The 22,262-nt window shown below is 70.1% G+C and carries 18 protein-coding genes and 1 pseudogene; 9 read left to right on the plus strand and 10 right to left on the minus strand.

Features of this window, described 5'->3' with window-relative positions:
• Positions 1 to 547: 547 nt before the first annotated feature.
• Positions 548 to 2,182 (plus strand): hypothetical protein, encoded by a 1,635-nt coding sequence (locus tag ACGF5U_RS17890; RefSeq protein WP_392818801.1) that lies wholly within the window; start codon positions 548 to 550, stop codon positions 2,180 to 2,182.
• Positions 2,183 to 2,244: 62 nt separating this feature from the next.
• On the opposite strand, the gene ACGF5U_RS17895 is transcribed toward ACGF5U_RS17890, so the two are convergent.
• Entirely contained in the window at positions 2,245 to 3,303 is a 1,059-nt protein-coding gene (locus tag ACGF5U_RS17895) for a TniQ family protein (RefSeq protein WP_392818802.1), read from the minus strand.
• 93 nt (positions 3,304 to 3,396) lie between these two features.
• On the opposite strand from ACGF5U_RS17895, the gene tpg reads away from it, so the two are divergent.
• The 3 genes from tpg to ACGF5U_RS17910 all read left to right on the plus strand — a co-directional run bounded on the left by tpg (position 3,397) and on the right by ACGF5U_RS17910 (position 5,107).
• The gene (tpg, locus tag ACGF5U_RS17900) at positions 3,397 to 3,966 is read left to right on the plus strand and encodes a telomere-protecting terminal protein Tpg (protein ID WP_392818804.1); all 570 of its coding nucleotides are present in this window, start codon (positions 3,397 to 3,399) and stop codon (positions 3,964 to 3,966) included.
• A gap of 20 nt (positions 3,967 to 3,986) precedes the next feature.
• Positions 3,987 to 4,262 carry a hypothetical protein gene (locus tag ACGF5U_RS17905; protein WP_392818806.1) on the plus strand — a complete coding sequence of 92 codons (276 nt, stop codon included), beginning with the start codon at positions 3,987 to 3,989 and terminating at the stop codon, positions 4,260 to 4,262.
• A gap of 206 nt (positions 4,263 to 4,468) precedes the next feature.
• Entirely contained in the window at positions 4,469 to 5,107 is a 639-nt protein-coding gene (locus ACGF5U_RS17910; protein WP_392716314.1) for an HAD family hydrolase, read from the plus strand.
• A 52-nt stretch (positions 5,108 to 5,159) separates the two neighbouring features.
• Here the strand turns inward: ACGF5U_RS17910 and istB are convergent, their stop codons facing one another.
• A complete protein-coding gene (istB, locus tag ACGF5U_RS17915) occupies positions 5,160 to 5,954 on the minus strand; it encodes an IS21-like element helper ATPase IstB (protein WP_392716312.1) in 795 nt (264 codons plus the stop codon).
• Positions 5,951 to 7,597 carry an IS21 family transposase gene (istA, locus tag ACGF5U_RS17920; RefSeq protein ID WP_392818830.1) on the minus strand — a complete coding sequence of 549 codons (1,647 nt, stop codon included), beginning with the start codon at positions 7,595 to 7,597 and terminating at the stop codon, positions 5,951 to 5,953. Before istA ends, istB begins: the two co-directional genes overlap by 4 nt.
• 166 nt (positions 7,598 to 7,763) lie before the next feature.
• On the opposite strand from istA, the pseudogene ACGF5U_RS17925 reads away from it, so the two are divergent.
• From ACGF5U_RS17925 to ACGF5U_RS17935, 3 genes and pseudogenes are all read left to right on the plus strand, one after another.
• Positions 7,764 to 7,895 (plus strand): annotated as a pseudogene (locus ACGF5U_RS17925) (helicase-related protein); the annotation flags it as partial.
• Positions 7,896 to 7,910: 15 nt separating this feature from the next.
• Complete coding sequence (locus ACGF5U_RS17930; protein ID WP_392818832.1) at positions 7,911 to 9,062, plus strand: helicase associated domain-containing protein; 1,152 nt, start codon at positions 7,911 to 7,913, stop codon at positions 9,060 to 9,062.
• 129 nt (positions 9,063 to 9,191) lie between these two features.
• Positions 9,192 to 10,580 carry a protein kinase gene (locus tag ACGF5U_RS17935; RefSeq protein ID WP_392716310.1) on the plus strand — a complete coding sequence of 463 codons (1,389 nt, stop codon included), beginning with the start codon at positions 9,192 to 9,194 and terminating at the stop codon, positions 10,578 to 10,580.
• A gap of 224 nt (positions 10,581 to 10,804) precedes the next feature.
• Here ACGF5U_RS17935 and ACGF5U_RS17940 read toward each other — a convergent pair whose 3' ends face one another.
• The 5 genes from ACGF5U_RS17940 to ACGF5U_RS17960 all read right to left on the minus strand — a co-directional run bounded on the left by ACGF5U_RS17940 (position 10,805) and on the right by ACGF5U_RS17960 (position 15,251).
• The gene (locus ACGF5U_RS17940; protein WP_392716308.1) at positions 10,805 to 11,866 is read right to left on the minus strand and encodes a hypothetical protein; all 1,062 of its coding nucleotides are present in this window, start codon (positions 11,864 to 11,866) and stop codon (positions 10,805 to 10,807) included.
• Between the two features lie 2 nt (positions 11,867 to 11,868).
• Positions 11,869 to 12,045: a hypothetical protein gene (locus ACGF5U_RS17945; protein WP_392716306.1), complete on the minus strand. Its 177-nt coding sequence runs from the start codon at positions 12,043 to 12,045 to the stop codon at positions 11,869 to 11,871.
• A 489-nt stretch (positions 12,046 to 12,534) separates the two neighbouring features.
• The gene (locus ACGF5U_RS17950; protein WP_392716304.1) at positions 12,535 to 13,611 is read right to left on the minus strand and encodes a hypothetical protein; all 1,077 of its coding nucleotides are present in this window, start codon (positions 13,609 to 13,611) and stop codon (positions 12,535 to 12,537) included.
• 377 nt (positions 13,612 to 13,988) lie between these two features.
• Entirely contained in the window at positions 13,989 to 14,786 is a 798-nt protein-coding gene (locus ACGF5U_RS17955; protein WP_392716302.1) for a hypothetical protein, read from the minus strand.
• An 81-nt stretch (positions 14,787 to 14,867) separates the two neighbouring features.
• A complete protein-coding gene (locus ACGF5U_RS17960) occupies positions 14,868 to 15,251 on the minus strand; it encodes a hypothetical protein (RefSeq protein ID WP_392716300.1) in 384 nt (127 codons plus the stop codon).
• Between the two features lie 307 nt (positions 15,252 to 15,558).
• Here ACGF5U_RS17960 and ACGF5U_RS17965 point away from each other — a divergent pair, with 307 nt between their 5' ends.
• Entirely contained in the window at positions 15,559 to 16,230 is a 672-nt protein-coding gene (locus tag ACGF5U_RS17965) for a hypothetical protein (protein ID WP_392716298.1), read from the plus strand.
• A 271-nt stretch (positions 16,231 to 16,501) separates the two neighbouring features.
• Here the strand turns inward: ACGF5U_RS17965 and ACGF5U_RS17970 are convergent, their stop codons facing one another.
• Both ACGF5U_RS17970 and ACGF5U_RS17975 read right to left on the minus strand, forming a co-directional pair.
• The gene (locus ACGF5U_RS17970) at positions 16,502 to 16,741 is read right to left on the minus strand and encodes a hypothetical protein (protein WP_392716296.1); all 240 of its coding nucleotides are present in this window, start codon (positions 16,739 to 16,741) and stop codon (positions 16,502 to 16,504) included.
• A complete protein-coding gene (locus tag ACGF5U_RS17975) occupies positions 16,738 to 17,514 on the minus strand; it encodes a hypothetical protein (protein ID WP_392818808.1) in 777 nt (258 codons plus the stop codon). The genes ACGF5U_RS17970 and ACGF5U_RS17975 overlap by 4 nt, the downstream gene beginning before the upstream one ends.
• A 371-nt stretch (positions 17,515 to 17,885) precedes the next feature.
• On the opposite strand from ACGF5U_RS17975, the gene ACGF5U_RS17980 reads away from it, so the two are divergent.
• Complete coding sequence (locus tag ACGF5U_RS17980; RefSeq protein ID WP_392716292.1) at positions 17,886 to 22,247, plus strand: DNRLRE domain-containing protein; 4,362 nt, start codon at positions 17,886 to 17,888, stop codon at positions 22,245 to 22,247.
• Positions 22,248 to 22,262 lie beyond the last annotated feature (15 nt).

Raw genomic sequence — 22,262 nt, forward strand, 5'->3', positions numbered from 1 at the left:
GGACGGGCTGTTCGACCTCAGCGACCTTTCCGACAGCACCCAACAACGGGCGGGAGGCCTGCCGGACCCCGCCGAGCGGCGCAGGCTGCGCGAGGACTCCCGGCTCGCACCGCACCAGATGGCCGATGCCTGCGGCGTGAGCGAGACCACGGTCCGCGCCTGGGAACAGGGCACGACCACACCGCGGCAGAACGCGGGCACCTACCGGCATCTCCTCAGCGCCCTGGACGCGAGACTGACCGGCACGCCCGGACCGCCCCCGACAACGGCTGCATCGCCCGACTGGGCGGCACTAGGAGGCCTGGGCCATGAACTGCCCACCCGAGCATCGGCCCAGGAACCCTGCTGGCGCTGTAAGCAGCCGACAGCCCAGCGCGTAGGGGGGCGTCCCCAGCACCTGGGCACCCGCTGCCCGGCCCCCACCACAGCATCGCCGCCACCGGCCGCTCCCCAACCTCCGTCACCCCCGGCATCAGCCGAACAGAATCCCGCTGTCATCCCCCAGCCGTCTGGGGCCTTCCCCCTCTCGCGCAGCCCCCAGCCGTCCGTGCCCGCACGCGCCCGCCTGGCGTATCCGCCCCTGAGTAGGCGGCGCACCAACGACGGCCCTCTCGCCGTACTCGAGGCCGTCCCCCACGGCCTGACAGCCCATCTCGTCGACGGCAGCGCCCGCCCATGCGATGCGGGCGACCTGCCCGACCTGCTGAACTGGACCCTGCGCCAGCGACTTGGAGCGAAGCCCCTACGTTCCGAAGCCCTGCCCGCCGGACCGCTGCTGGTACTCACCTCCTCAGCCCTCGCCCGCCTGGTTCTGCCCTCCACCGTCCCGACCGGCGCGGAGCGCCATCCCCGCAGCGATCACCCGCTGCTGCGCCAGATCCGCGCCGTCGGCTGGCAGACCGATCAGAACGGCCTGGGCCCCTGGATGCGGCTGCATCCCAGCACCGGCGACCCGGCCTGCGACAGCATCCACCTGGCCGTCATCGACTGGGGAGCCCTCCACCACGATGCCTGGAACCTGCCCACCGACCTCGCCCCCGGCCGACTCGCACGCCTGCTCGGCAAGTACACCTCGCTGCTGCGCACCCCCGTGGGCCCGCCCGGGGCCACCGGACACCAGCTCATGCGCGATCTGCGCCCTGCCTCGCACCGCCACAGCGTCACCGGCGCCCTGATCGCAGCAGGCACACGCGGAGCACTGACCCAGATCGTGGACCCCGCCCCGTGCGAGGCTCCGCCCGGACACCGACTCGCCACCGACCCCACGGCCAAGGACCCCAACGCCGACATCCACTGGTGGCGGCCGCCGACCGCGGACGAGGCCTCCCGCGCACACGTCGTCTGCCTGGCCGTGAACCTGCTCCCCCTGGCCGGCAGCGCGGAGATCCGCGTCTCCGCGGGACCCGCCCAGTACGTCACCCGCCCCGACTTCCACAGCAAGACGCCCGGCAGCTGGCTCGTCGACCTCTCCACCGCGCAACGGCACCCACTGCTGCCCGCGCCGTTCGCGGGCAGCGGCCCGGCCTGGCACACCACCCCGACCCTCAACTACGCCGTGACGCGCCAGGTACGCCCCCAACCGACCCAAGGATGGCTGCGCTCCGCCACCGCGGCCGGCCCCTACCTCAAGCCGTTCTACGAGCGCATCCGCGCGGCACGGCTCGCCGTCCTCGAGGGCCTCGGAGTCACCGGGCACACGGACACAGCCGACGTCCACCAGACCCTGACGAACCCGCCCCACAGCGACCCCGTACAGCGGGCGCTCCTGTACGCCATCCACGCCACCGCCGAGGACGCTCTGACCGAACTGGCCCAGCCCCCTACCCAACCCGACGAGCTCGCCCCGATCGCATGGGCCACCCCCGCCGAACCCACCTGGCGCCCCGACCTGCTCGCAGCCGTCAGGGACAACGCCCGAGCCAACCTGCACCGCAAGCTGTCCCTCACGGCGGCCGCCACCGGCTACTTCCCCCTTGCCGTCGCAGGCGACCACGTCCTGTACGCCACGCACACCCCCCACCTCGGCGAGGTCACCGACCGACCCGACTGCGCCTTCACTCTCGGCATCGCATGCGGCCACGCCAGGCCCGTTGCGGTCCGCCCCATGACCTGGTTCACGGAACAGTGCGCCAAGGGCCTCAACGCCGCACAGAGCGTGAAGGAAGCCTGCCCGTCATGGTGACCGCCACCGGCATCGCTGCTTCCCGCCCGAACACAACCCGTGTTCCACCCCAGCCACACTGCTCACCCCAGGTCGGATACCGGTCGGCCGAGCCTCCACTCCAGACACGAGGCGTCCTCCAACGCCCCCCGCGCCGGCAGCGCCCGATGCGGATCCATCGGCTCCAGACGCCGAGAGAGGTAGTCGGACGGCGGAGGCTCCTGCGCCAGCCGCACCGCGACCGGGGCCGTGACGCGATGCAGCAGCGTCCACTCGCGCAGCACACGGTAACCGCCCCGCCGTATCTGATCAGGCATCCCCAGCCGCTGCCCGACGAACTCGATCCAGCGCCGAGACACCCAACCCGGCGCACCGTTGCCGAAGTCCCGGTTCCACCGACGCTGCCTCTCGTACACCGCCATCGCCTCGGCGACCACCACGGCCTCGGGGTAGACCACCAGCGGAACCGACCACTGCTGCCGCTGCACGCCCACCAGCCGCTCACGCTGCGCCCACACCGTCTCGGCACCCATCTGACGGCTCTGCCACCAGCACGCACTGACCTGTACGGCGTCAGCCAGCAACGCCCGCGCGTAGGGCCCGACCCGCTGCCGCAGACGCAACCACCGCCGATGCGCCCGCACCACCGACTCCAAGCCGGCCAGACTCACCTGCGCGGGCCCACCGCCATTCGGAACCCGCAACCAACGGCCATGGCGCACACACACCTGCCAGCGTTCACCACTGGCCAACACCACCGGCACCGACGCGTCCTCACGCCCAGCCACGCACAACGCACACGCCTCCAGCACCGTCCACTGCGTCGGCCACGGCACCACCCGCACAAGTTGCCGCGTACTGCAGCCCGCCGCTTCACCCAGTGTGGGCAGGGCCCGCCGCAAGACTTGAGGACTCTGCCACGCCATCACCGCCAGACGGTCGACCGCGTGCGCATGCAGGAACACCTCGCATGCCCGCGGCTCCAGATCCCTCGGCTGCCCCCGCACGCCCACTTCGCTCAGCACCTCAGCGACCGGCACCGCGTTGACGTGCGCCAGCCTCCGGACGAACGACCCCGTCGACTCGCCCGGCACCGGATCCAGCCCCACCGGCCTGGGGAAAACCGTCTCCACCGCCTCCACCTAACTACCGTCCGCGCTCCAAGGACTCTTGCCAGGGACAACGACGCGGCCACAGCCACGGCAACGCCGCCGCCTCGCAGGAGCCTTCACCACGTGCCGCCGACGAACACCTCAGCCGCCCAGGCCCTGGACATCGCCGATGCCCGGCACTGGACCCGCCGTCCCCCGACCCGGCCCCACGCCCGCGTGCGCCACCTCCTGCGCACCCAACCCGCCTCCCTGCTCGCGCCCAGACTGTTCTGCTCGCCCCAGGCCTTGGCCCGCTGGGCGGACAGCGACACCGACGACCTCACCCCCGTCAACGCCACCCTGATCGAACGCGAGACCTACCGCACCTGGCAGCCCCAGGTACGCCGCCGCGCCCACCAGCAGATCCTCGAACACGACGGCTGCGTCACTGTCCAACTCCACGCCCGTTTCAGCTTCACCACCGCCAGCGGCGAATTCCACGATCCCCGCCTGCGGCGGCTGACCGAAGACCTGCCGACCCTGCACGCCCGCCGCCTCTTCGACGCCCACCACGAGGACGCCGACGAGGAAGACCTGCGCCGCATCCTCGCCGACGGCATCGGAGAGGCCTACTTCTTCCGCGCCCTGCGCCCCGACCAGCAACAGGCCGCGGCGACCATCACCGATCTGCACCACATCCAGTTCCACTACTGACCGCCCTACTGGAGCATCGCGTGACCCTTCTGATCTATGCCTTCCGGGACCATGACGGCCAATGGCACGGCGACCCCGACATCTCCCTTCTCGACCCCGACGACGAACCCGGCCAAGGACAGCTCACCTACCGGCCGGTGCCCGGCACTCCAGAAACCGCCAGCCCCTTCACCGGGCAGACCCTCACCGTCCTGTACGGCGTCGTCGACCTCGAACCGGGCCCCGTCACCTACCAACTCGACACCGGTGGATGGCTTCGATCACTTCTTGCGACAGCGTTTGTTAACGAGTTTTGACGGCATCGTCCGGTCGGGGGCTTCGCGGATCGTCACGAGTTTTGACGGCACTTGCTGATGAGTCGGGCCAGCGGGTTGCGACAGGGCTGTCACAAGCCTGGAAGATCGCTTGACCTTGCCCCAGAGGGAGAGTCGACAGTGTCTCTGTCGATCTCATGAGCGGGCAGTCTGTGCTCGCTGGGCAAGGACGAAGAGGGGGAGTTCGCGTGACCGCGACCTGCGTCATTCTCGACATCGGCGGCGTGCTGGAGATCACGCCGGAAACCGGATGGGTGCAACGGTGGGAAGAGCGGCTGGAGCTGCCACTGGGCACTATCCATGAGCGGATGCGCGACGTGTGGCGGGCTGGGAGCGTCGGGAGCATCAGCGAGCGAGAGGTGCACGAGCAGGTGGAGGTCCGTTTGGGGCTCGACGCCCCCCAGGGTGAAGCCTTCATGGCTGATCTCTGGGCGGAGTATCTGGGGACGCCGAACGAGGACCTCATCGACTATGTGCAGGGGCTGCAGGGACGCTGCAGGCTGGGCATCCTGAGCAACAGCTTCGTCGGCGCCCGGGAACGGGAGACGAGGCTGTATCACTTCGACGAACTGGTGGAGCAGATCGTCTACTCCCACGAGATCGGCATCGAGAAGCCCGAGCTGCGTGCCTTCGAGGCCGCATGCGCCAGCTTGAACGTGCGGCCGGAGAACTGCCTGTTCATCGACGATGTCGCAGTCAACGTCGAGGCCGCTCGGGCGGCGGGTATGCAGGCGCACCTGTTCGAGGACAACGCCCGGACCATCACGCGCATCGCGGCTCATTTGGACGCCGGGCCCTTGGTTCCAGGGCGTGTCCCGCTCGCGTGACGTCGGCCTGGCCGGTCTTCAGCGGTCGCCGGCCAGGCGTTGAAGTGGTTGATCAGCCCGCTGCCGTCTGCTCGGCGCGGGCTCGTGTGCTGGCGAGGCGGTAGGAGTCGGTGCCGGTTTCGATGATGGTGCCGTTGAAGGTGAGCCGGTCGACGATGGCCGCGCAGAGGCGGGGGTCCGTGAACGTCTTGGTCCAGCCGCCGAACGACTCGTTGGAGGCGATCGCGACGCTGTTCTTCTCCTCGCGTTCGGTCAGGACCTGGAAGAGGAGCTCGGCGCCGTGGCGGTCGAGTTCCATGTAGCCGAGCTCGTCGATGCAGAGCAGGTCGACGCGGCCGTAGCGGGCGATGGTCTTGTTCAGCTGCTTCTCGTCGGCCGCCTCGACCAGCTCGTTCACGAGCTTGGTGGCGAGTGTGTAGCGGACGCGGTAGCCCTTCATCGCGGCCTCGGTGCCCAGGGCGATGAGCATGTGGGACTTGCCGGTGCCGGAGTCGCCGATCAGGCAGAGCGGCTGGCTCTTCTTGATCCACTCACAGCTGGCGAGGGTGTGGATGGTGGCCGGGTCGATGTTGGGGTTGGCGTCGAAGTCGAAGGACCGCAACGACTTCTCCCGGGGGAAGCCGGCTGCCTTGATCCGCCGTTCGGAGCGGCGCCGGGCCCGGTCGTCGCATTCGGCCATCAGGAGCTCGGCGAGGAAGCCGCGGTAGGTCATCTGGTCCTTGGCCGCCGCGGATGCGATGTCGGGGAACTCGGCCCGGATCGTCGGCAGCCGCAGGAGACGGCAGGCGGTGTCGATGGCGGCGTCGGCGGCCTGCTCGGTCATCTTCCGTTGGCGGGGCAGGGTCACTGGGCTTCTCCCTCAGGGTGGGTGCTGCCACTGGTGCGGTGGCGGCGGAGCAACTGGTCGTAGGGGGTCACCGAGGGCAGCGGCCTGGTGTCCGGCGGCAGGTGCGCGAGCCGCCACTCGTGCAGGGACGTGACGGTCGCCGACGACTGGCCTGCCGGATGCGGATCGCGCGGGGCAGGAAGGGCGGTGGACTCGTCCTCGGTCTGGGCGGCCTTGCGGGCCTCCAGAGCAACGGCGTCCGCTGTCAGCGCTCCAGCCCGAAGGGCCGTGGCCAGGCCGGCGACCAGGTGTTCGTGCGCGATATGCCGACCCAGCAGCAGCACTTCGATCAGTGCTCGGGTGCCGTCCCTCTCTCCGTGGACCTTGCGGGCAGCGGCCCACCAAGCATCATGGACCGGGGTGAACCTCCCCGCCGAGCGGGCCTGTTCCAGGGCTGTTGCGCCGGGGAAGGCGCCTGGTTTGCGCACCAGGGCCTCCAGGTAGTGATCCAGCTCCAGACGGATTCCGCACTTGGCGATCAGACGCTCATGCCGGGCCACTTCCACGTTCTGGTCGTAAACCACCAGGTGAGAGGCGTGCAGCATGACCTTGACCTTCTTGCCAATCAACCGGACGGGGACCGAGTAGCGGTTGGTGCGGACGGTGATCTGGCTGTAGCGGTCCACCCGCGGAGTGAACAGACGGCCGGTCTCGAACGGCTCGTCCGGCAGAGGAGCCAGCAGCGGCTGTTCGACCGCGAAGTACTCGTCGATCGTCCGCGGCCTCGCGCCGATGCGTCGGCGTCCGTCGTGGAGGTCCCATTGGTCGACCAGTTCGTTCAGCTCAGCGAGCGAGGCGACTTCCGGGACAGGTGTGAAGTGGTTGCGGCGGAAGTAGCCGATCTGACCCTCGACCCCGCCCTTCTCGTGGGCGCCCTCGATGCCTGGACGGCAGTAGAAACTCTCGATGCCGAAGTGGGAGCGGAACGCGATCCAGCGGTCCGTCTCCACCCTGGCCCGGCTCAGCCCCAGGACCTGGGCGACTGCGGACTTCAGGTTGTCGTAGCGGACTTTGCTCCGCGGAACTCCGCCCAGCGTTCTGAGCGCGTGCACGTGGCCTTCGAAGAAGGCTTCCTGCCCGCAGGAGGCGAAGACGCGGTGCACGGCCTTGCCCGAGTAGGACAGGCGGAAGGAGAACAGGTAGCAGGTGACCAGTTCGCCGGCCAGCCACACCTTGACGTCACCGAAGTCGACCTCGGCCTCCATGCCGGGCTGGTGGCTCTGAGGCACGAACGCCTCGACCGGTGCCTTCCCGGATGCCGCCAGGATCTCGTGCTTCCGGTCGGCAACGTAGCGGCGGACCATCTGGTAGGAGATGTCCTCGGCCCCGTTCTCCTCGACCAGCCGGTGGAAGATCCGCGTGACCGTGTGCCGCTGCTTGCGCGGCGCGTCCAGGTCTGTCCGCAGCATCTGGTCAATCACGGACTTGTACGGATCGAGCGCGGTCGCACGCGGCGGGAGTTTCTTCCGGGGTTCAGGCCAGGCGGAGTTCACCGCCTTCCGCACCGTCCGGTACGTCACCCCGTACTTGCGCTCCAAGGCTCGCATCGAGACACCAGCCCGGTGGTCACGCCGGATTGCCGCATACAGCTCGACCTTCGACATCTGCGGCATGACCAGCACCTTTCACCAGGAGCATCCCGATGCTGCCCTGGCAAGAACCCCAGTGCTGTCAAAACTCGTGAACATCACCCGACCGTGGATCGGAGTGCCTCCCAAACCCGTGAACAACTGCTGTCGCTAACCGTGAACAAAGCCATTCGCGGCCTTCGCCGCCGCCGACTGCGCGATCCTCGCCAACTCGAAGCTGATCGCCGAAGGCGTCGACATCCCCAGCGTGGATGCCATCGTCTTCGCCGACCCCACCCGCAGCGTCATCCGCTGCGTCCAGGCCCTCGGCCGCGCCCTGCGCCTGGACGTGAGCGGCAAAACCGCCTCACTGATCGTCCCCGTCTACATCCCGCCCGGCGCCGACGGCGAGAACATCCTCGGCACCGCCTACGAACCTGTCTGGGCGATCGCCTGCGCACTGGCCAGCCACGACCACCGCATCCTCGAACGCCTCCCGAACAAGGCCAACCGCCTCCCGAAAGAGACCAGCGACGTCATCCAGCGCCGCTGGCACTTCGACTTCACCGTCCACCCCGAACGCATCGCCCAAGCGATGGACCTGATCTCCTTCGACCCCCGCGACCAGACCGTCTCCCGCTCCCGCCGCCTCGGGATCGCCGCCGCCCAGTCCTACCGCGACCAGCACGGCCACCTCGACGTCCCCGCCGACTACACCGACCCCACCGGCTACACGCTGGGCACCTTCATCACCACCATGCGCGACGCCGCCAAAGCCGGCCGCCTCGAAGCCGACTGGACCGCCGAACTCGACGCCCTCGGCATGATCTGGGACAAGCACGACGCCGCCTGGCGCGCCCGACTCGCCGCCGCCGCCGACTACCTGCGCACCCACGGCCACCTCGCCGCCCCCGCCACCACCCCCGTCGGCGCGTGGCTCGCCGAACAACGCCACCACGCCACCAAGAACACCCTCGATACCGCACGCGCCGACGCCCTCACCACCCTCGCACCCGACTGGCGCCTGCCCCACGGCGCCGACTGGCACCGCAAATACCACCTCCTGCGCACCCACCTCGCCGACGGAGCCGACCCGGCCGCCCTCACCCGTGGCACCCTCCTACGCGGTGTGAAGATCGGCTCCTGGCTGCACCGTCAACTGGCTACCTGGCCCGCCCTCCACCCCGGCCAGCAGCACCTGCTGACCGCTCTCGGCCTCACTCCCGACACCAACCCCCTCACCCCTGCCCGCCGCGCCCGCCGCAGCTTCGAGCAGACCGTGCAGCTCCTGGAGCTCTTCCTCCACCGCGAAGGCCGTGCTCCCGCCGCCCGCGAGACGATCCGCGTCGACGGCGACACGGTCAAGATCGGCGCCTGGCTCGCCAAAGCCCGCACCAAGCACCGCGACGGCCAGCTCCCCGAGGCTCACGCCCGCCTGGTCGCCACGCTCTTCGACGGCGACTGGACGACCGAGGGCGCCGTCCCGGCCGCCGTGGCGTAGGCGCCCTCTTCCCGGGCTGCCTCGCGGGCCGGTGCCCAGAGCGGTGGCTGCGAAGCCAGAACCCGGTCGAGGAGATCGAATCCGGCCTTTCCCCTTCGCATGAAGCGGGTGCGGTCTAGCGTTTTCGTCATGACAGGAAGAGCACGGCAGTCTCGCCCGCGCCGCCAACAGCGCCCGGCACCCCACGACTACAGTCTCCCGCGGTGGCGGGACGACGGAGCCCTCGTTCCGGGCCCGAAGTCCTTCGTGCGCAAGGCGACCGAGGTGAGCAGCGGCCGTGCCGGCATCGTCAAGCACCTCCCGTCCAACGTCTACGGGGCACGGCGCCGGCGCTTCCACCAGGAAGCGCTCTACATGCATCGGATGAACGGCACCCCCGGCATCCTTCCGGTCTGGGACATCGACGACGCCCACGGCAGCGAGCCCCGCTGGTATGCCATGCCCCGCGCCCAGCTGCTGGAAAAGGCGTTCGGCGACACCTCGACCGTGCTGGACGTCGTCACCTCCGTCGCCACCGTGGCCCAGACCCTCGCCGCGCTGGCCGAGGACGGCACCTACCACCGGGACATCAAGCCGGTGAACCTCTTCTGGTACGACCAGGCGCCGGTGCTGGCCGACTTCGGGATCGCGGCCTTCACCAAGAGCCCCGCCGGCCTGACCCGGGTGGGGGAGAAGCTCGGACCCGCCAACTTCACGGCCCCCGAGATGCGCAGCGCTGACAGCCGCGACCGCGGTGAGCGGGCCGACGTCTACTCCCTCGCCAAGACCCTCTTCGTCCTCGCCCATCAGAGCCGGGGCCCCTATCCGCCGGACGGGACGCACCGCGTCGACGCCGAGGAGTTCAGCCTGTGGGCCCTCGGCGGCGGCAACGCCACATTCGCCCTGGGGCACGTCTTGGAGGCTGCGACACAGTTCCAGGCCCGTGACCGGCTGACCATGGACGACTTCCACGCCGAACTGCGCGCCTGGCTCGACCGCCACGCCTCCGACGCAGCCCGCTTCACACCTCTGAAGGGCCGGCGCATCGGCAGAGGATGGGGTCCGGATCTGCTGGACCGTCACCGCCGCGATGCGGAAGCCACCCGGGCCATGATGCTGCCCTGCATCCGCCGCATCGCCGAGGCACTGACCGGCGACGCGAGCGCCTGGAGCGAAGGCATCGATCACGACAGCGGCGATGCCACCGTCGGCGAGTACAGCTGGACCCCCAACAGCGAGGACGGCTTCGTCCCCGACGGAGGAACCCTCTGGATGGCCACCGCCCTCCACCAAGGACGGCGCATCGTCCTCGAGGCCGTCCTCGACCATGACGTCTGCTTCCTCGCAGAAGCCCAGCGCAGCGGCCCCCCGTGGACCCTGGACCAGCAGTGGGGACACACCTCCTGGCACCGGCCACGGATGCCACGGACCCTCGACCAGCTACAGCACCTGACCGACGAGGTCGTCACCTGGCTCACCCACCCCGTGCCGGGCGCCCGGGCCGCTACGGTTCCCGAACCCCCCGCTGCTCCTGCCTGACCGACGAGCGCCGGGCAGCCGGACTCCGACCGGACCACGCGTCACCGCGCCCCTCCCGCCCGCCGACGAGGCCATACAACGGACCTTTGACCGCCCTGGCAGAAGGGAGTGCTAGGAGCCGGGGCGATCGGTGGGCAAGACCCGACCAGGCTCTCAGCCATGCCCGGTAGATCCGCTGCAGGGTCGCCGACCTCGCCGCAGGGCCGAGTCACCACCCGCTGCGCTCAGCATGCCGTTCCGTCTCCGGGGGAGTCCGGGTCCCCAAGGTAGGCGACGGTCAAGCTGTACATGAAGGACAGGTAGCGCTCCAATTCAGCTGCCCAGTCTGGATCGGCGAGGAACTGGACTGCGTTGAGGGCGATGGCGGCCAAGCCGGGTGCCCTTTCTGTTGGGAGGATGCCACCGACAACGGCCCAGCGCTGCCACATCTCATCCCCCGTCAGGTGGGCGAGGATTTCTGGCTTCTCCGGGGCACGCCGCATCAACTCCTCCAGGACGCCTGTCGCCCTCGTGCAGATGTGCACGGCGTGGCACAAGTTCTGGTCGTCGGCCGTCTCGACGGTGCGCACCATGCCGAGAATGCCCTGAGCCCAGGGGGACTGTGCCAGCAGGTCGGTTCCCGCGAGTTCGGCCTGCCGGTGCTCTTCACGAAGGTGCTTGATCGCCTCGGCGTGGTCCGGCATGGCCTGTGCCAACGCTTCCAGCAGTCCCTCGATCCCGAGGTCGGTGGCGCCGCCGAGGAGCAGCCGGGCTCCGGCTTCCTGCAGGGTCCGGTGGGAGATGTTCGGAAGGGCGGACGCCTGCGGGCGGGGCAGTTCGAGCCCGACCTCGGCAGCGTGGGCGCGCAGAGTTGCTTCCAGGTCGCGCCGAGGTACACGACGGTTCGGCAGCATCTTCTCGGCGGCGTCCTGACGGGCCTGGAAGGCCCGGTCGGAGTTCCCGGTGGGGATCTTCTCGACACCCGCCTGCGCCAGCGGCCGCTTCAGGGCCGCGACCAGGGCCCTCCGCAGCCGCTTGGCGCTGTCGGGGGTGTTGTCGACTGCCCAGAAGAACCATCCGACCCACCCGATGCTGCGGCCGGGCCGCGCGGTGCTCGCCAGCCACAGGGCCCGATGAAGGATGAGGGGCCGGATCGTGGCGGAGTCGGGCTCGAACCAGACCGAGGCCCTGGGGAGCCAACCCTGTTGCTGCCAGCGCTCCACCTGCGTCGTGGTGGCCTTGCCCCCCTGCTCTTCAATGCCCCGGACCAGGGCTTCGTGGGCGGGGGACGGCTTCGTGCGGGGCATGGTCAATTCCTCCGGTCCTGGCTGCCGACGGTCAGGACGGAGTACAGGGCGACCGCAGTTCCCAAAGCGCTCGCCCATGCCTCGCTCTGCGCGGCTGTAACGGCGGCGGCCGCTACCAGCAGCAGCACCGACAGGCGCGGACTGTCGCCCCCGCCAGGGGCAGGGAGGTTGGTGTTCACGAACGTGGTTCCTTTCTGAGGTCCTGCTGCCGGGTGCCCGGCAGCGCAGCCCCAACTGCGTGGATCCGCAACGGCGCTGCTCCCCTAGGGACCCACACCCCCTCTCGCGTACTGCAGGAAACCTCGCGGGGTAGTCGTCCCTCATGGCGCTGCCGCTTCCCACACTGGCTATTGACCAGGGGGAAGGCGGTCAGCCGGAGCGCTCCGGAACGCAAAAAGGCCGCAGGCAAGAGGTTCGTCGGTGCTCCCGTCCGGCCGCTGAGCACCTTCCGGGCGCGGGGCGTGGAGGGCATCACCGCCGGCGCTGGGCAGCTGCCCCGCCCGTGCACGGGCCGGTCGTGGTCAGCCGCCCCGCGTAGGCGGCGGACACCACTGACTGGGTTCCCCAGGCCCTTGTACCCCACGGATGGCGAAGACCTCTATGCAGGCGCTTGCAGGACAGGACACATTGTCTTTGCGGTACCTGCTGGTCAGCGCGTGACACGGGTCCTATACATCAGGGAAAGCTCGCTCCCTGTTGCCTGGACGGATCAGTGATCTTCTAGTCAACAAGGCATCCCCAGCGGCCAGTTCGGTCGGCGGGCCGCTGCTGTGGACGGTGGGTCCGTGCTGCTCGTACTGCGCGAGGTAGGCGAGTTCCGCATCCCGCTTGCGGGTCAGCGGCCAGCCGCTCACCAGCACCAGCTGCCACCCGTCGCCGCCGTCACCCGTGGCCGCCCCCAGCGCCTCCTCCAGCCGGTCGCAGCAGTCCAACACGTACTTCTGCCACCGGTGCTGGAACTCCGCATCCGCCCAATGCGCGGGAGAAGCAAACCCGGCACCCGCCACGAGGGCCGGCTCCGGCAGCGCCGTCACATCACGCACCCGCGCCCCGCCCCAGGCGGCTTCCACCGCCCGCATCGCCGCCGCACGTGCCGCAGTCGCCTCGCCGCCCTGGTCCCGGACGCCGCTCCACGCCCGCCGGACGGCCGCCCACACGTCGAACGGCTCCGCCCACCGGGACCGCAGCACCACGGCCGCCAACTCCTGGCCCGTGCGCTGCACGTTCCCGTCGGCGGCCACCGCATCGCACGCCCCGCTGACCGACGTCACCTCGCGCGCCGCGGGCGCCGCCGCCCGCCAACTGGCCATCGCAGCCTCAGAACGCTTCAGTACTCCCGACCACGCCTGAAGCACCTGCCGCGCACCCGCACCCACCGAGGCGTCAGCAGTCCACGGCTCAAGCCTTCCGCGCACGTCTGCATCGCGGTGGCGGGCCGCTTCCCACAACACCTCCGCATAGCCCTCCCAGGACCGCGGGCCCGCCTCCTGCTCCTCCAGCCTGCGCACCCGCCCGTCAGCCACGACGACTTCGGCCGCCGCCCGCCACAGTGCCTCCTCGCCCGGCTCCACACTCACCACCCGGGCGCAGTGACGGCACACCTGCTCACAGACATCCAGCAGAGAGAGCCGACTGCCCGTCAGGTGCTCCGCATACCGGCAATGGCTCCGCCACCCCGAGGCCTTGGCGGGAACGTGCCATTTCCCGCCGCCCGCCCGTCCGACGACCACAGTGACCTGCCGCACGGCCCGACGTCCACGCCGGCGGCCACCAGCTCCCTCTCCCGCAGCACCGGAAGATCTCCGCCACGCCCCACGATCGCCCCCTGTCACGGTCTGCTACCCGCGGTCACTGTGGCACAAGGGCCGCCACGGCCACTAACCGATGAGCTCTTCCGCTCACCTACGACGGATCCAGCACACGCGTCGAGAGGAGACAGAGGCGTCCCACAGAGCGGTCCGCCAGGAAGGGGCGGCACGGCGGGCAGAAGGAGCTCGACCGGTAGGCGTTTCCAGATAGTCGGCGAGCCAGTCGCTGATCGCCCCCACCACGGGGCGGGGGGAGCGAGTCTGTCCCACCAGCCGCGGCACGGTCGTCGATCGGGCCGTCCGCGCGCGGTCGCTCAGAGCGTGAGCACCGGTCGGGTGGAGAAGTTGTTGTACAGGCCCTCTCCGTCCGGTCCGTACACGAACTCGACCATCTCGGGGTTGCGGTTGGCGGTCGCCAGGGGGAGCCAGGCCAGCAGGTGGCCGTAGCCGCCGCACACCGACTCACCCCCGTCGCCGCCGTGGACTGCGGTCACATCGCTGGTCAGCTCGGCGCGGTAGGTGTCGTAGGCGATGTGCAGGCCGAAGGCGTTCAGCTCATTGTGCGGGCCGGTGTCGTCCCCGTAGGGGATGCGGTCGAGGGGACAGTCGTCCCCCCACCGGAACAGGGTGTCCGACCCGGCGGCGCAGGCGTGTTCCCACTCGTCGGAGCTCGGCATCCGCAGACCACGGACGGAGAGGGCAGCCGGCATGTCGGCCGGAGGCTCGGTCAGGTTCTCGTCCTCCACGGCCATCAGGACGGTGGCCAGGTGAACGCTGCGGGGAGCGCTGAGGATCCGCGCGAGGTGGGTCCGCAGATCGGGCCCGTAACCGTAGCCCTGTTCCAGGCTCTCGGCGTAGTCGGCGGCCTGCTGCGCGGTCGGCTGCCAGGTGTTGAGGTCGAAGCCCAGGGACACCCGGCCTCCGGGTATAAGGGCAAACTCCTGCCCGTCCCGCACGATCCGGACCCGGTACAGCGGGGCACCGAGGTGTTCTGTGGCCTCGACGAGTGACACCCGGCCGACCACGTGGTCAGCGGCATCCTGGGCGATCCGCCGGGCGGTGACCTCGTCGAAGGTCCGCCACAGGTCGAGAGTGAGATCAGCGAGCGACATGGCCGGCAGTGTGGCACGCGGCACTGACACCGGCGCGGAGAGACGGCCCATGCGTGCCAGCGCCGCCTCGGCCTTCGCGGGTCAGCCCGCACCGTTGATCTGGTGCGGGTCGGGACGTTGCCGGGGGATGTCCGGGCGGATCCGGCGCTTGAGGACGCTCCAGCGGTGCCGGGCGCCTTGCCTCGAGACGTGCCAGGCGCGCCCGAGGTCTGCGAGGCTGGCGCCCTTCTCGACGGCCCGTGAAGCGTAGATCAGCCGCAGATCGTCCAGTGCCTTCTGGTGGTCTTCCACCGCCGCCAGCAGAGCCAGCATGGCTTCCTTGTCGCTCTCGACGCCCCACGAGGTGGATGACCGGCTCAGCGGCAGCGTGAGACCGGCACGGACATCCCTCGAGCTCACCGACTTGGCCGCGTGCCGCTGGATCAGCGTGTGCAAGAGGTGCAAGCAGTCCCGGTGATCCGCCATGCGACAAGAGTACTTGTCGCCTCGTCAGGCGCCAGTACGCCGCTGACCTGGGACGTCACCAGACGGCCTTGCCTTTCCCGCGACGCTGAACGAAAGTTCTCTGCAGATCACCCCTGCCCGGAAACTGGCAGGGAAGGACAGCCAGGGCGAAGGAGATACCTCCCTCGCCCTTTTTCATGCCCGCATGCGGGCGCAGCCCCGTCTGCCGCCCGCTGCCGCATCACCCCTTCACCCGGCCCTGCTCACCACCGAGCGGGGCCTTTTCCATGCCCGCGCCCGGCCGCGGACCACCCCGAAAGGCACAGCCATGCCCGACGTCTCCCATGACCCCGTCTACCTCTGGCTCACCGGCGCCCGCCCCGCTACCGGGTCCGGCGCTCCCACCCCGGCAGACATGCCGTCCCGAAGGCCGGCCGCCACCGCTTCCGACATCGCCCGCCGCGAAGGCCTCGACCTCGGCGACCTCTCCCCCTACCAGCGCCGCGACCGGCTGGGCCGAGGGGGACCTCTGCGCGCCCGCCGGAGCAGGGGACGCAAGCCCACCATGCTGGAAGCCATAACCCGCTTCACGACTACGGAGCTGCGCATCCCGCGCGAGACGGCCGTCGCGCACGCACAGCGCTGGGCAACCTCCCGCATCACCGAGCCGGACGAAGCCCTGGAATGGATCAGTCTGCTGGGCCTCGGCGGTCTCGACACAGCGCTGCGCCTGCGACGCAAGGGCGTCACACCCGCCATGGAGAAGACCCGCCGAGAAAGCGAGGAACAAGCCCGGCGCGACGCCCGGGCCGCGGAAGACCGCGTCTGGGCCGAGATCGCCGCACGGTACCGCCCCGGCATCGCGACCCAGCTGCGGCTCAACGGCTGCACCCCCGACATGCTCGACCGCCTCATCAACGGCAAGACCGCCGACCAACTGCTCCGCGAAGGACGTCCCGTCCAGATCGTCATCAACGCCCTGCGTGACACTCACGGTTGAACCCCGCGGGGCCGCTGCACCCTATGCGGACGCCCCTGCGCGGGCAGTCACGCCGCGCTCCGTCTCTCGGCGAGGGCCTGCCTAGAGGCAGGTCCTCACCCCCCGGGCACCCGAGCGAGCGTGCCGCCGAGGCGGTGGGCACGAAGGCTCAGCACAAGCAGGAGCTGGCCGAGCACAATGCGGTCCAGGCCCAGCGCCGCGAGCGCCAGGCGCTGGGTGGGCCGCACTCACCCTGGCCCGGGAGGGATCTCGTTGCCGTGCGGCAGTGTGATCAGCCGTCGCGGCGGCGCAGGGCACGGAGGCCGATGTCGTACGCCATCGTGCCGAGGGCGAGGACCACGAGCGGCCACACGAGCGGGGATGCTGCCAGGATGGTGCCGTGGAGCAGGGCCGCGCCGACGCTGCCGGTACCGAGTACTGCGGTGCAGGCCGGAATGCTCGGCAGGGCGATCCGCAACACCACCTCCCGGCGTCGGGCCGGGCGGGCTGCGACGGGGGCGGGGGCGCTCATCGGTCGCTCACCGTGGCCACCTCGGCCGCGGGAGAGCTGCCGGTGCTGCGCGCAGCGAGCCGCTTCACCTTCCGGCGGACCTTCGCGCCCTGCCTCTCAGGGTCCGCAGCACCTGCGGCCATGGCCGCTTCGGTCCAGGTGGTGACCCCACGGGTGCCGAGAGCGAGAGTCACCGCTCGCTCGGCCGGGGAGAGGACCTCAAAAATCTGGGTCAGGCGCGGGTCCTCGAAGCCGGCCTCGATTCCGGGGTCGACGGCGGCTTGTCCGCAGACCAGGTCGTACAGGGTCAGCCCTTCGCCGAGTGGGGTGTCGAGTAGCAGCAGCCGCGACTGGTTGACCTTGCGGCGCCAGACCGGGGTGAGTTGCCGGTGGATGACACTGGCCTCTGACTTCAGCTTGTCCAAGGCATCAGGGGGTAGGTGACCTTGGTCGTAGAGAGGGTCCGCCCAGTTGCCGAGCAAGGCGGTGGAGACCGGCTCGATCCATCCGCTCCACCTCTTCAGCACCTCCGATGTGAAGGAGTGAATCGTGGGTCCGTCGCCGGCGAGTGCGGCCTCGCGGGCGCTCAGCGCCTGGATCACGTCGGGGACCGGGATGTTCAGAGACCGGAACCCGGACTCGATGGTCTGGTTGGCCGGGTGGTCGGCTCTGAGTACCGCCATGCCGGTCGTGGTGGTGATCAACGTGGGAGGAACGGCACGGTCGAACGGCTCGGGGAGGTCGAACGTGCCGTCCATGTCGAAGGCGACACTCCCGTCCTCCCGGAGGGTCACGAGATCGCCGGTGTTCCCGCTCCAGCGGACCGGGAACAACGCCGTGACCGCCGCGCCGCATCCACGCAGCTCAGGGGGTGCGCGCGCCGAGCTCGCCCGTCACGAAGGCGGTGGCGACGGCGCGGCGGTGAGCGGTCGCCAGACGCCGAGCGTCGGTGCGGTCGCCGCCGACGGCGGAACACGTGTGTCCACCCTCTTGCTGACGCGATGCGAGCGCGCATGGGGCGGCGTCCGGTCGTTGCGGCCGATGTCGCGGACAGCTCTGTCCGGTTCGGGTGATCGGCCCGGTTGTGCGGCGACAAATACTCCTGTTTACACTTGCGCCCTCTTTAACGTTTTTTTAGGGGAGGGGCTTCTTGCGGAGCATACGCATGTCCAGATTCAGATGGCCGGTGGTGGCCTCTGTGGCGCTTTCCGGCCTCTTGGCTGTCGACGTGGTCGCACCGGCCACGTCGCTCTCGGCCACCACCGCACCCATAGCAACTACCGCAACCTCCGCGGTCTCGGCCGCGCGTCCCACGGGCACACCGCTGCCCAAGGGCGACGTCACCGCGGCGCTGCTGCGGGCGCGATTGGAAGGCAAGCGCGTCGAGGTCATCGACGCCCGCACGGAGACGCTCACCCTGTGGGCCAATCCTGATGGCACGCTGACGGAGGACCAAGCCAGCGGACCGGTCCGTTTCCGCGCTGATGACGGCAGCTGGACCGCCGTGGACATCAGCCTCGCGAAGGCCGCTGATGGAACAGTGGAGGCGAAGGCGCACCCGCTGGATCTCACCCTGGGCGGGGCGGCATCCGAACAGGAGGATGCGTCGGCTACCCGTCGGCTGAGGGCCGCTGAGCCTGTCGCCGCCGCCGCACCCCTGGTGTCGCTCACCTCGCCGCAGGGGGAACACGTCGAGCTGGGCTGGCGGGGTGCGTTGCCCGCGCCGCGCATCGACGGCACCCGGGCGACGTATCCCGGCGCGCTGCCGCATGCCGACCTCGTCGTCTCCGCCACCCGTACTGGCTTCGAGCAGTTCCTCGTACTCAACTCCCGCCAGGCCGTGGAAGGGGCGGGCACCCTGCGGATGACGCTCACCGCGAAGGGCCTGACCGCCACGGCCGACGCGGACGGCGGAGTGACCTTCACCGACGCACGCACCGGCAAGCCCGCGGGTGCGCTGCCCGCGCCCGTGATGTGGGACGCGCGCACCGACGCACGCTCGGGTGAGCACACGCATCGCGCGCCCGTCGCGATGTCCATCACCCAGCAGGGCGACGAGATCGACCTCACCCTGACTCCGGACGCGGCGTTCCTGGCAGATCCGGCCACACGCTTTCCCATCACCGTCGATCCGGCGGTGAGTCTGATGACCACGTTCACCACGTTCGTGCAGGAGGGCTACACCACCGACCAGTCCACCGCCACCGAGCTCAAGCTCGGCAACAACGGCTCGGGGCAGGTCGCCCGTTCCTTCCTCCGCTTCGACACCCGTGCGGTGAAGGGCAAGGACGTCAAGTCGGCCACGCTGAAGCTGTGGAACCACCACTCGTGGTCCTGCCAGGCGCGCGACTGGGAGGTGTGGGACACCAGCACCCCCAGCACTGCCAGCCGCTGGACCGCGCAGCCGTCCTGGAACCGCCTGTGGGCGACGTCCGCGCAGACCAAGGGATTCGGCACCGGCTGTGCGGACGGCTGGGTGGCCACCGACATCACCGCACTCACCCGAGCCTGGGCGGCCAATGCGTACGACCTGAACTCCCTCGGCATCCGCGCCGCCGACGAGACGGACCCCTACGCCTGGAAGCGGTTCCACTCGCGCAACGCGGCGACCAACGTGCCCGTCCTGTCGGTGACGTACAACAACCCGCCGGGCACGCCGACGGCCACGGCTCTCTCCCCGTCGTCGTACAACCCCTTCAACAAGCGTACCTACGCCACCTCGCTGACCCCCACCTTCTCGGCGAAGGTCGCCGACCCCGACGGCGGCACCGTACGCGCCCAGTTCGAGGTCACCCCCGACCCGGCGTTCAACGACGCGGGCACCTACAGCTGGACGGGTACCAGTGGTGCCGTCGCCTCCGGCGGCACCGCCATGCTGATGCTTCCCGAGGACAAGAAGCTCGGCGCGTTCGGCTACCGGGTCCGCTCACGCGCCCACGACGGCTCCGTGTACGGCGCGTGGAGCGCCTACGTGCCCTTCCGGGTGAACACGACCAAGCCCGCCGCACCACAGATCGACTGCACCGGCTTCCCGCGGGACGCGTGGACCGACAGCAGCGGCGAGATCAGCTGCACCATCACCACGACGTCCACCGACGGCCGCGGCTACCTGTGGGCGCTGGACGACCCCAACACCCCGCAGCAGGTGAACGACCCCGCCGGAACCGGCGGCAAGCCGCAGACCGTCAAGATCACCCCGGCCAATGGCTGGCACACCCTGCACGCCCGCACCGTCGACTCGGCCGGTCTACTCTCCGGCATCACCGCCTACCAGTTCGGCAGGGGACCCAAGCCCGCCGATCTGCCCGCCCTGGATGCCCCGAGCGCACTCCAGGAAGGCGCCCAGGACACCCCCACACCGATGCTCTCCGGCGTGCTGACGTCCGGAAACCGCGGCGCGTACCTGCACGGCGAGTTCGCCCTGTACGACGCCACGGGCGCGCCCCTGCCCGGCGTGCAACTGCCGCCGTCCTTCCAGGAAAGCGGCCAGCGCGTCGCCACCCTGATCCCCGAAGGCACGCTCGTGCCCGGGCGCGCCTACCAATGGGCCATGCGCGCCTGCGGTGACACGGCGTGCTCGGCGTGGACGCCCAGGCGCACCTTCACCGCCAAGGCCCCGGCCGTCCAGCCGGTCCCCCAGGTGCGCACCGTCGACATATCCGGCGCCGCCCTGCGCGACGCCACTGCCCCGGTCGGTCCCACGGACTGCGGTGCCGGCCCGTGCGCGGCCGTCGAAGACGGCACGCTGCGCGTCGGCACGCCCGGCGGCACCGCCTGGCGCAGCTGGTTCAAGGCGAATCTGACGGCCGTGCCGGCCGGCGCCCGGATCACCGACGCACGGCTCAAGCTGCACCGAGCCGACTGCGCGACCGGGACCGCCGAGTGCACCGAACCCGCGGCCACCGTGCACGATCTCGCCGAGGCGTGGGACCCGACGCACAGCGGCCAGGCACTCGCCGCCGCCGCCAGTGAGGAACCGCTGCTCGCCGATGACGAGCTGCCCACCGCACTCGGTGACCTGAACCTGGGATCACTCGTCGCGGACTGGCTGTACGCGACCGACAACCACGGCTTGAGCCTCCAGCTCGGCGACGAGCAGACCGCGGGACCCGGTGTCGTCTACCACTCCTCACGCGCCGCCAACCAGGCGCTGCGCCCGGTGCTGACGGTCTCCTACATCCCCTCTGGTGCCCCCGGCGCCCCCGAGAACGTCAAGGCCGTCCCGGCCGGCGGCGGGCTCCTGGCCACCTGGAACCCGCCGGCCGACCCCGGCGCCGCCACCGACGCCCTCAGCTACACCGTGGTCGTCCACCGCGGCGGCACCGAGGTCGCCCGCACCACCACCGAGGACGCCCGCGCCGTCTTCGACGGCCTCACCAACGGCGCCGACCACACCGTGACGGTCACGGCCGGTTCCGCGCACGGCACCTCCAAGGCGGCCGTGTCGGCCACGGCCAAGCCGGTCGCCGTCGCTGAGCAGGAACGTTATGCCCAGGCGGTGCGCGACTACTTCGCCGCCCGCGCCGGAGTCCTCAAGGGTACGTACACCACCGTCGAGCAGGCCGCCGCGAGCAGCCCGCACGGCGCGATGTTCCGTGAGCTGCTCGCGCGGCAGCTGCCCGAGCTGAACGGCCGTCGGGAGGCGTACGCCCGCCACGAGCGCCGCTTCACCGAGGTCACCACGGCCTTCGACGACGTGCTGACCGGGCCCGGCCCCGACAACACCGTGGTGGTGCGCGCCACCGTCTCGGAGCGCAGTGTGCTCACCCACACCGACGGCACCCAGGAGCCGGAGGAGGGCGAGCTGCCCGGCCGCTTCGTCTTCGCCGACGGCGTCCTGCGCATCGAGGCCAACGACACCGCTGTCGAGGTCACGCTGCCCACGACGGGCGACGCCGTACGGGACGCCTCTGTGGCACCGCCCGCGGAGGAGAGGGTCGAGGACGTCTCGGAGGGCGAGGAAGCGCTGCCGATCGTGCTGGACTCCGACGGCATGCTCGCCGAGGAGCCCGTCTCCGACACGACGACGATGCAGCTCTCGGCACTGGTCGCCGCCGCGCCCGATGCGAGCGGCACCGCGAACTGGGCCAAGCGCAACGCCAAGATCAAGTACGACTACGACACCGACTGCGCGAACTTCGTCTCCAAGGCGCTGCACTACGGCGGCAAGATGCAGCAGCGCAAGGGCGGTCGCAAGAATCAGGCGCGCTGGTTCCGCAACAACATCGGCTGGATCCGCCTCGACAGCTACACCTGGGCCGCCGCGGCGAATCTGCGCCAGCACCTGAAGAACTACCGGGGTGGCCGCGAGATCTCGCGCTACGATGCCCGGCCCGGTGACGTGATCTTCGGCTACTACAGGTCTTCCAAGGCTTGGAACCACACCGGAGTCGTCACCGCCGCGAAGGGGGGCAACATCAGCATCACCCAGCATGGCCGAGTCCATCACACGACACTGAACCAATGGTTCAAGAACAACAAGAATCTGAGTGCCATCAGCATCATTCGCCCGGGGAAGCGAAGTTGAGGCGGGCGGGTACGT

The sequence above is a fragment of the Streptomyces sp. NPDC047886 genome, from assembly GCF_043204435.1.
Classification (GTDB): Bacteria; Actinomycetota; Actinomycetes; order Streptomycetales; family Streptomycetaceae; genus Streptomyces.

Bases quoted from the DNA above. Each gene is read 5' to 3' on its own strand.
- ACGF5U_RS17940 (WP_392716308.1), bottom strand. From the start codon at position 11,866: ATGCCCCGCACGAAGCCGTCCCCCGCCCACGAAGCCCTGGTCCGGGGC.
- ACGF5U_RS17965 (WP_392716298.1), top strand. From the start codon at position 15,559: ATGCCCGACGTCTCCCATGACCCCGTCTACCTCTGGCTCACCGGCGCC.
- ACGF5U_RS17980 (WP_392716292.1), top strand. From the start codon at position 17,886: ATGTCCAGATTCAGATGGCCGGTGGTGGCCTCTGTGGCGCTTTCCGGC.
- istA (WP_392818830.1), bottom strand. From the start codon at position 7,597: ATGTCGAAGGTCGAGCTGTATGCGGCAATCCGGCGTGACCACCGGGCT.
- ACGF5U_RS17960 (WP_392716300.1), bottom strand. From the start codon at position 15,251: ATGGCGGATCACCGGGACTGCTTGCACCTCTTGCACACGCTGATCCAG.
- ACGF5U_RS17935 (WP_392716310.1), top strand. From the start codon at position 9,192: ATGACAGGAAGAGCACGGCAGTCTCGCCCGCGCCGCCAACAGCGCCCG.
- ACGF5U_RS17955 (WP_392716302.1), bottom strand. From the start codon at position 14,786: ATGTCGCTCGCTGATCTCACTCTCGACCTGTGGCGGACCTTCGACGAG.
- ACGF5U_RS17970 (WP_392716296.1), bottom strand. From the start codon at position 16,741: ATGAGCGCCCCCGCCCCCGTCGCAGCCCGCCCGGCCCGACGCCGGGAG.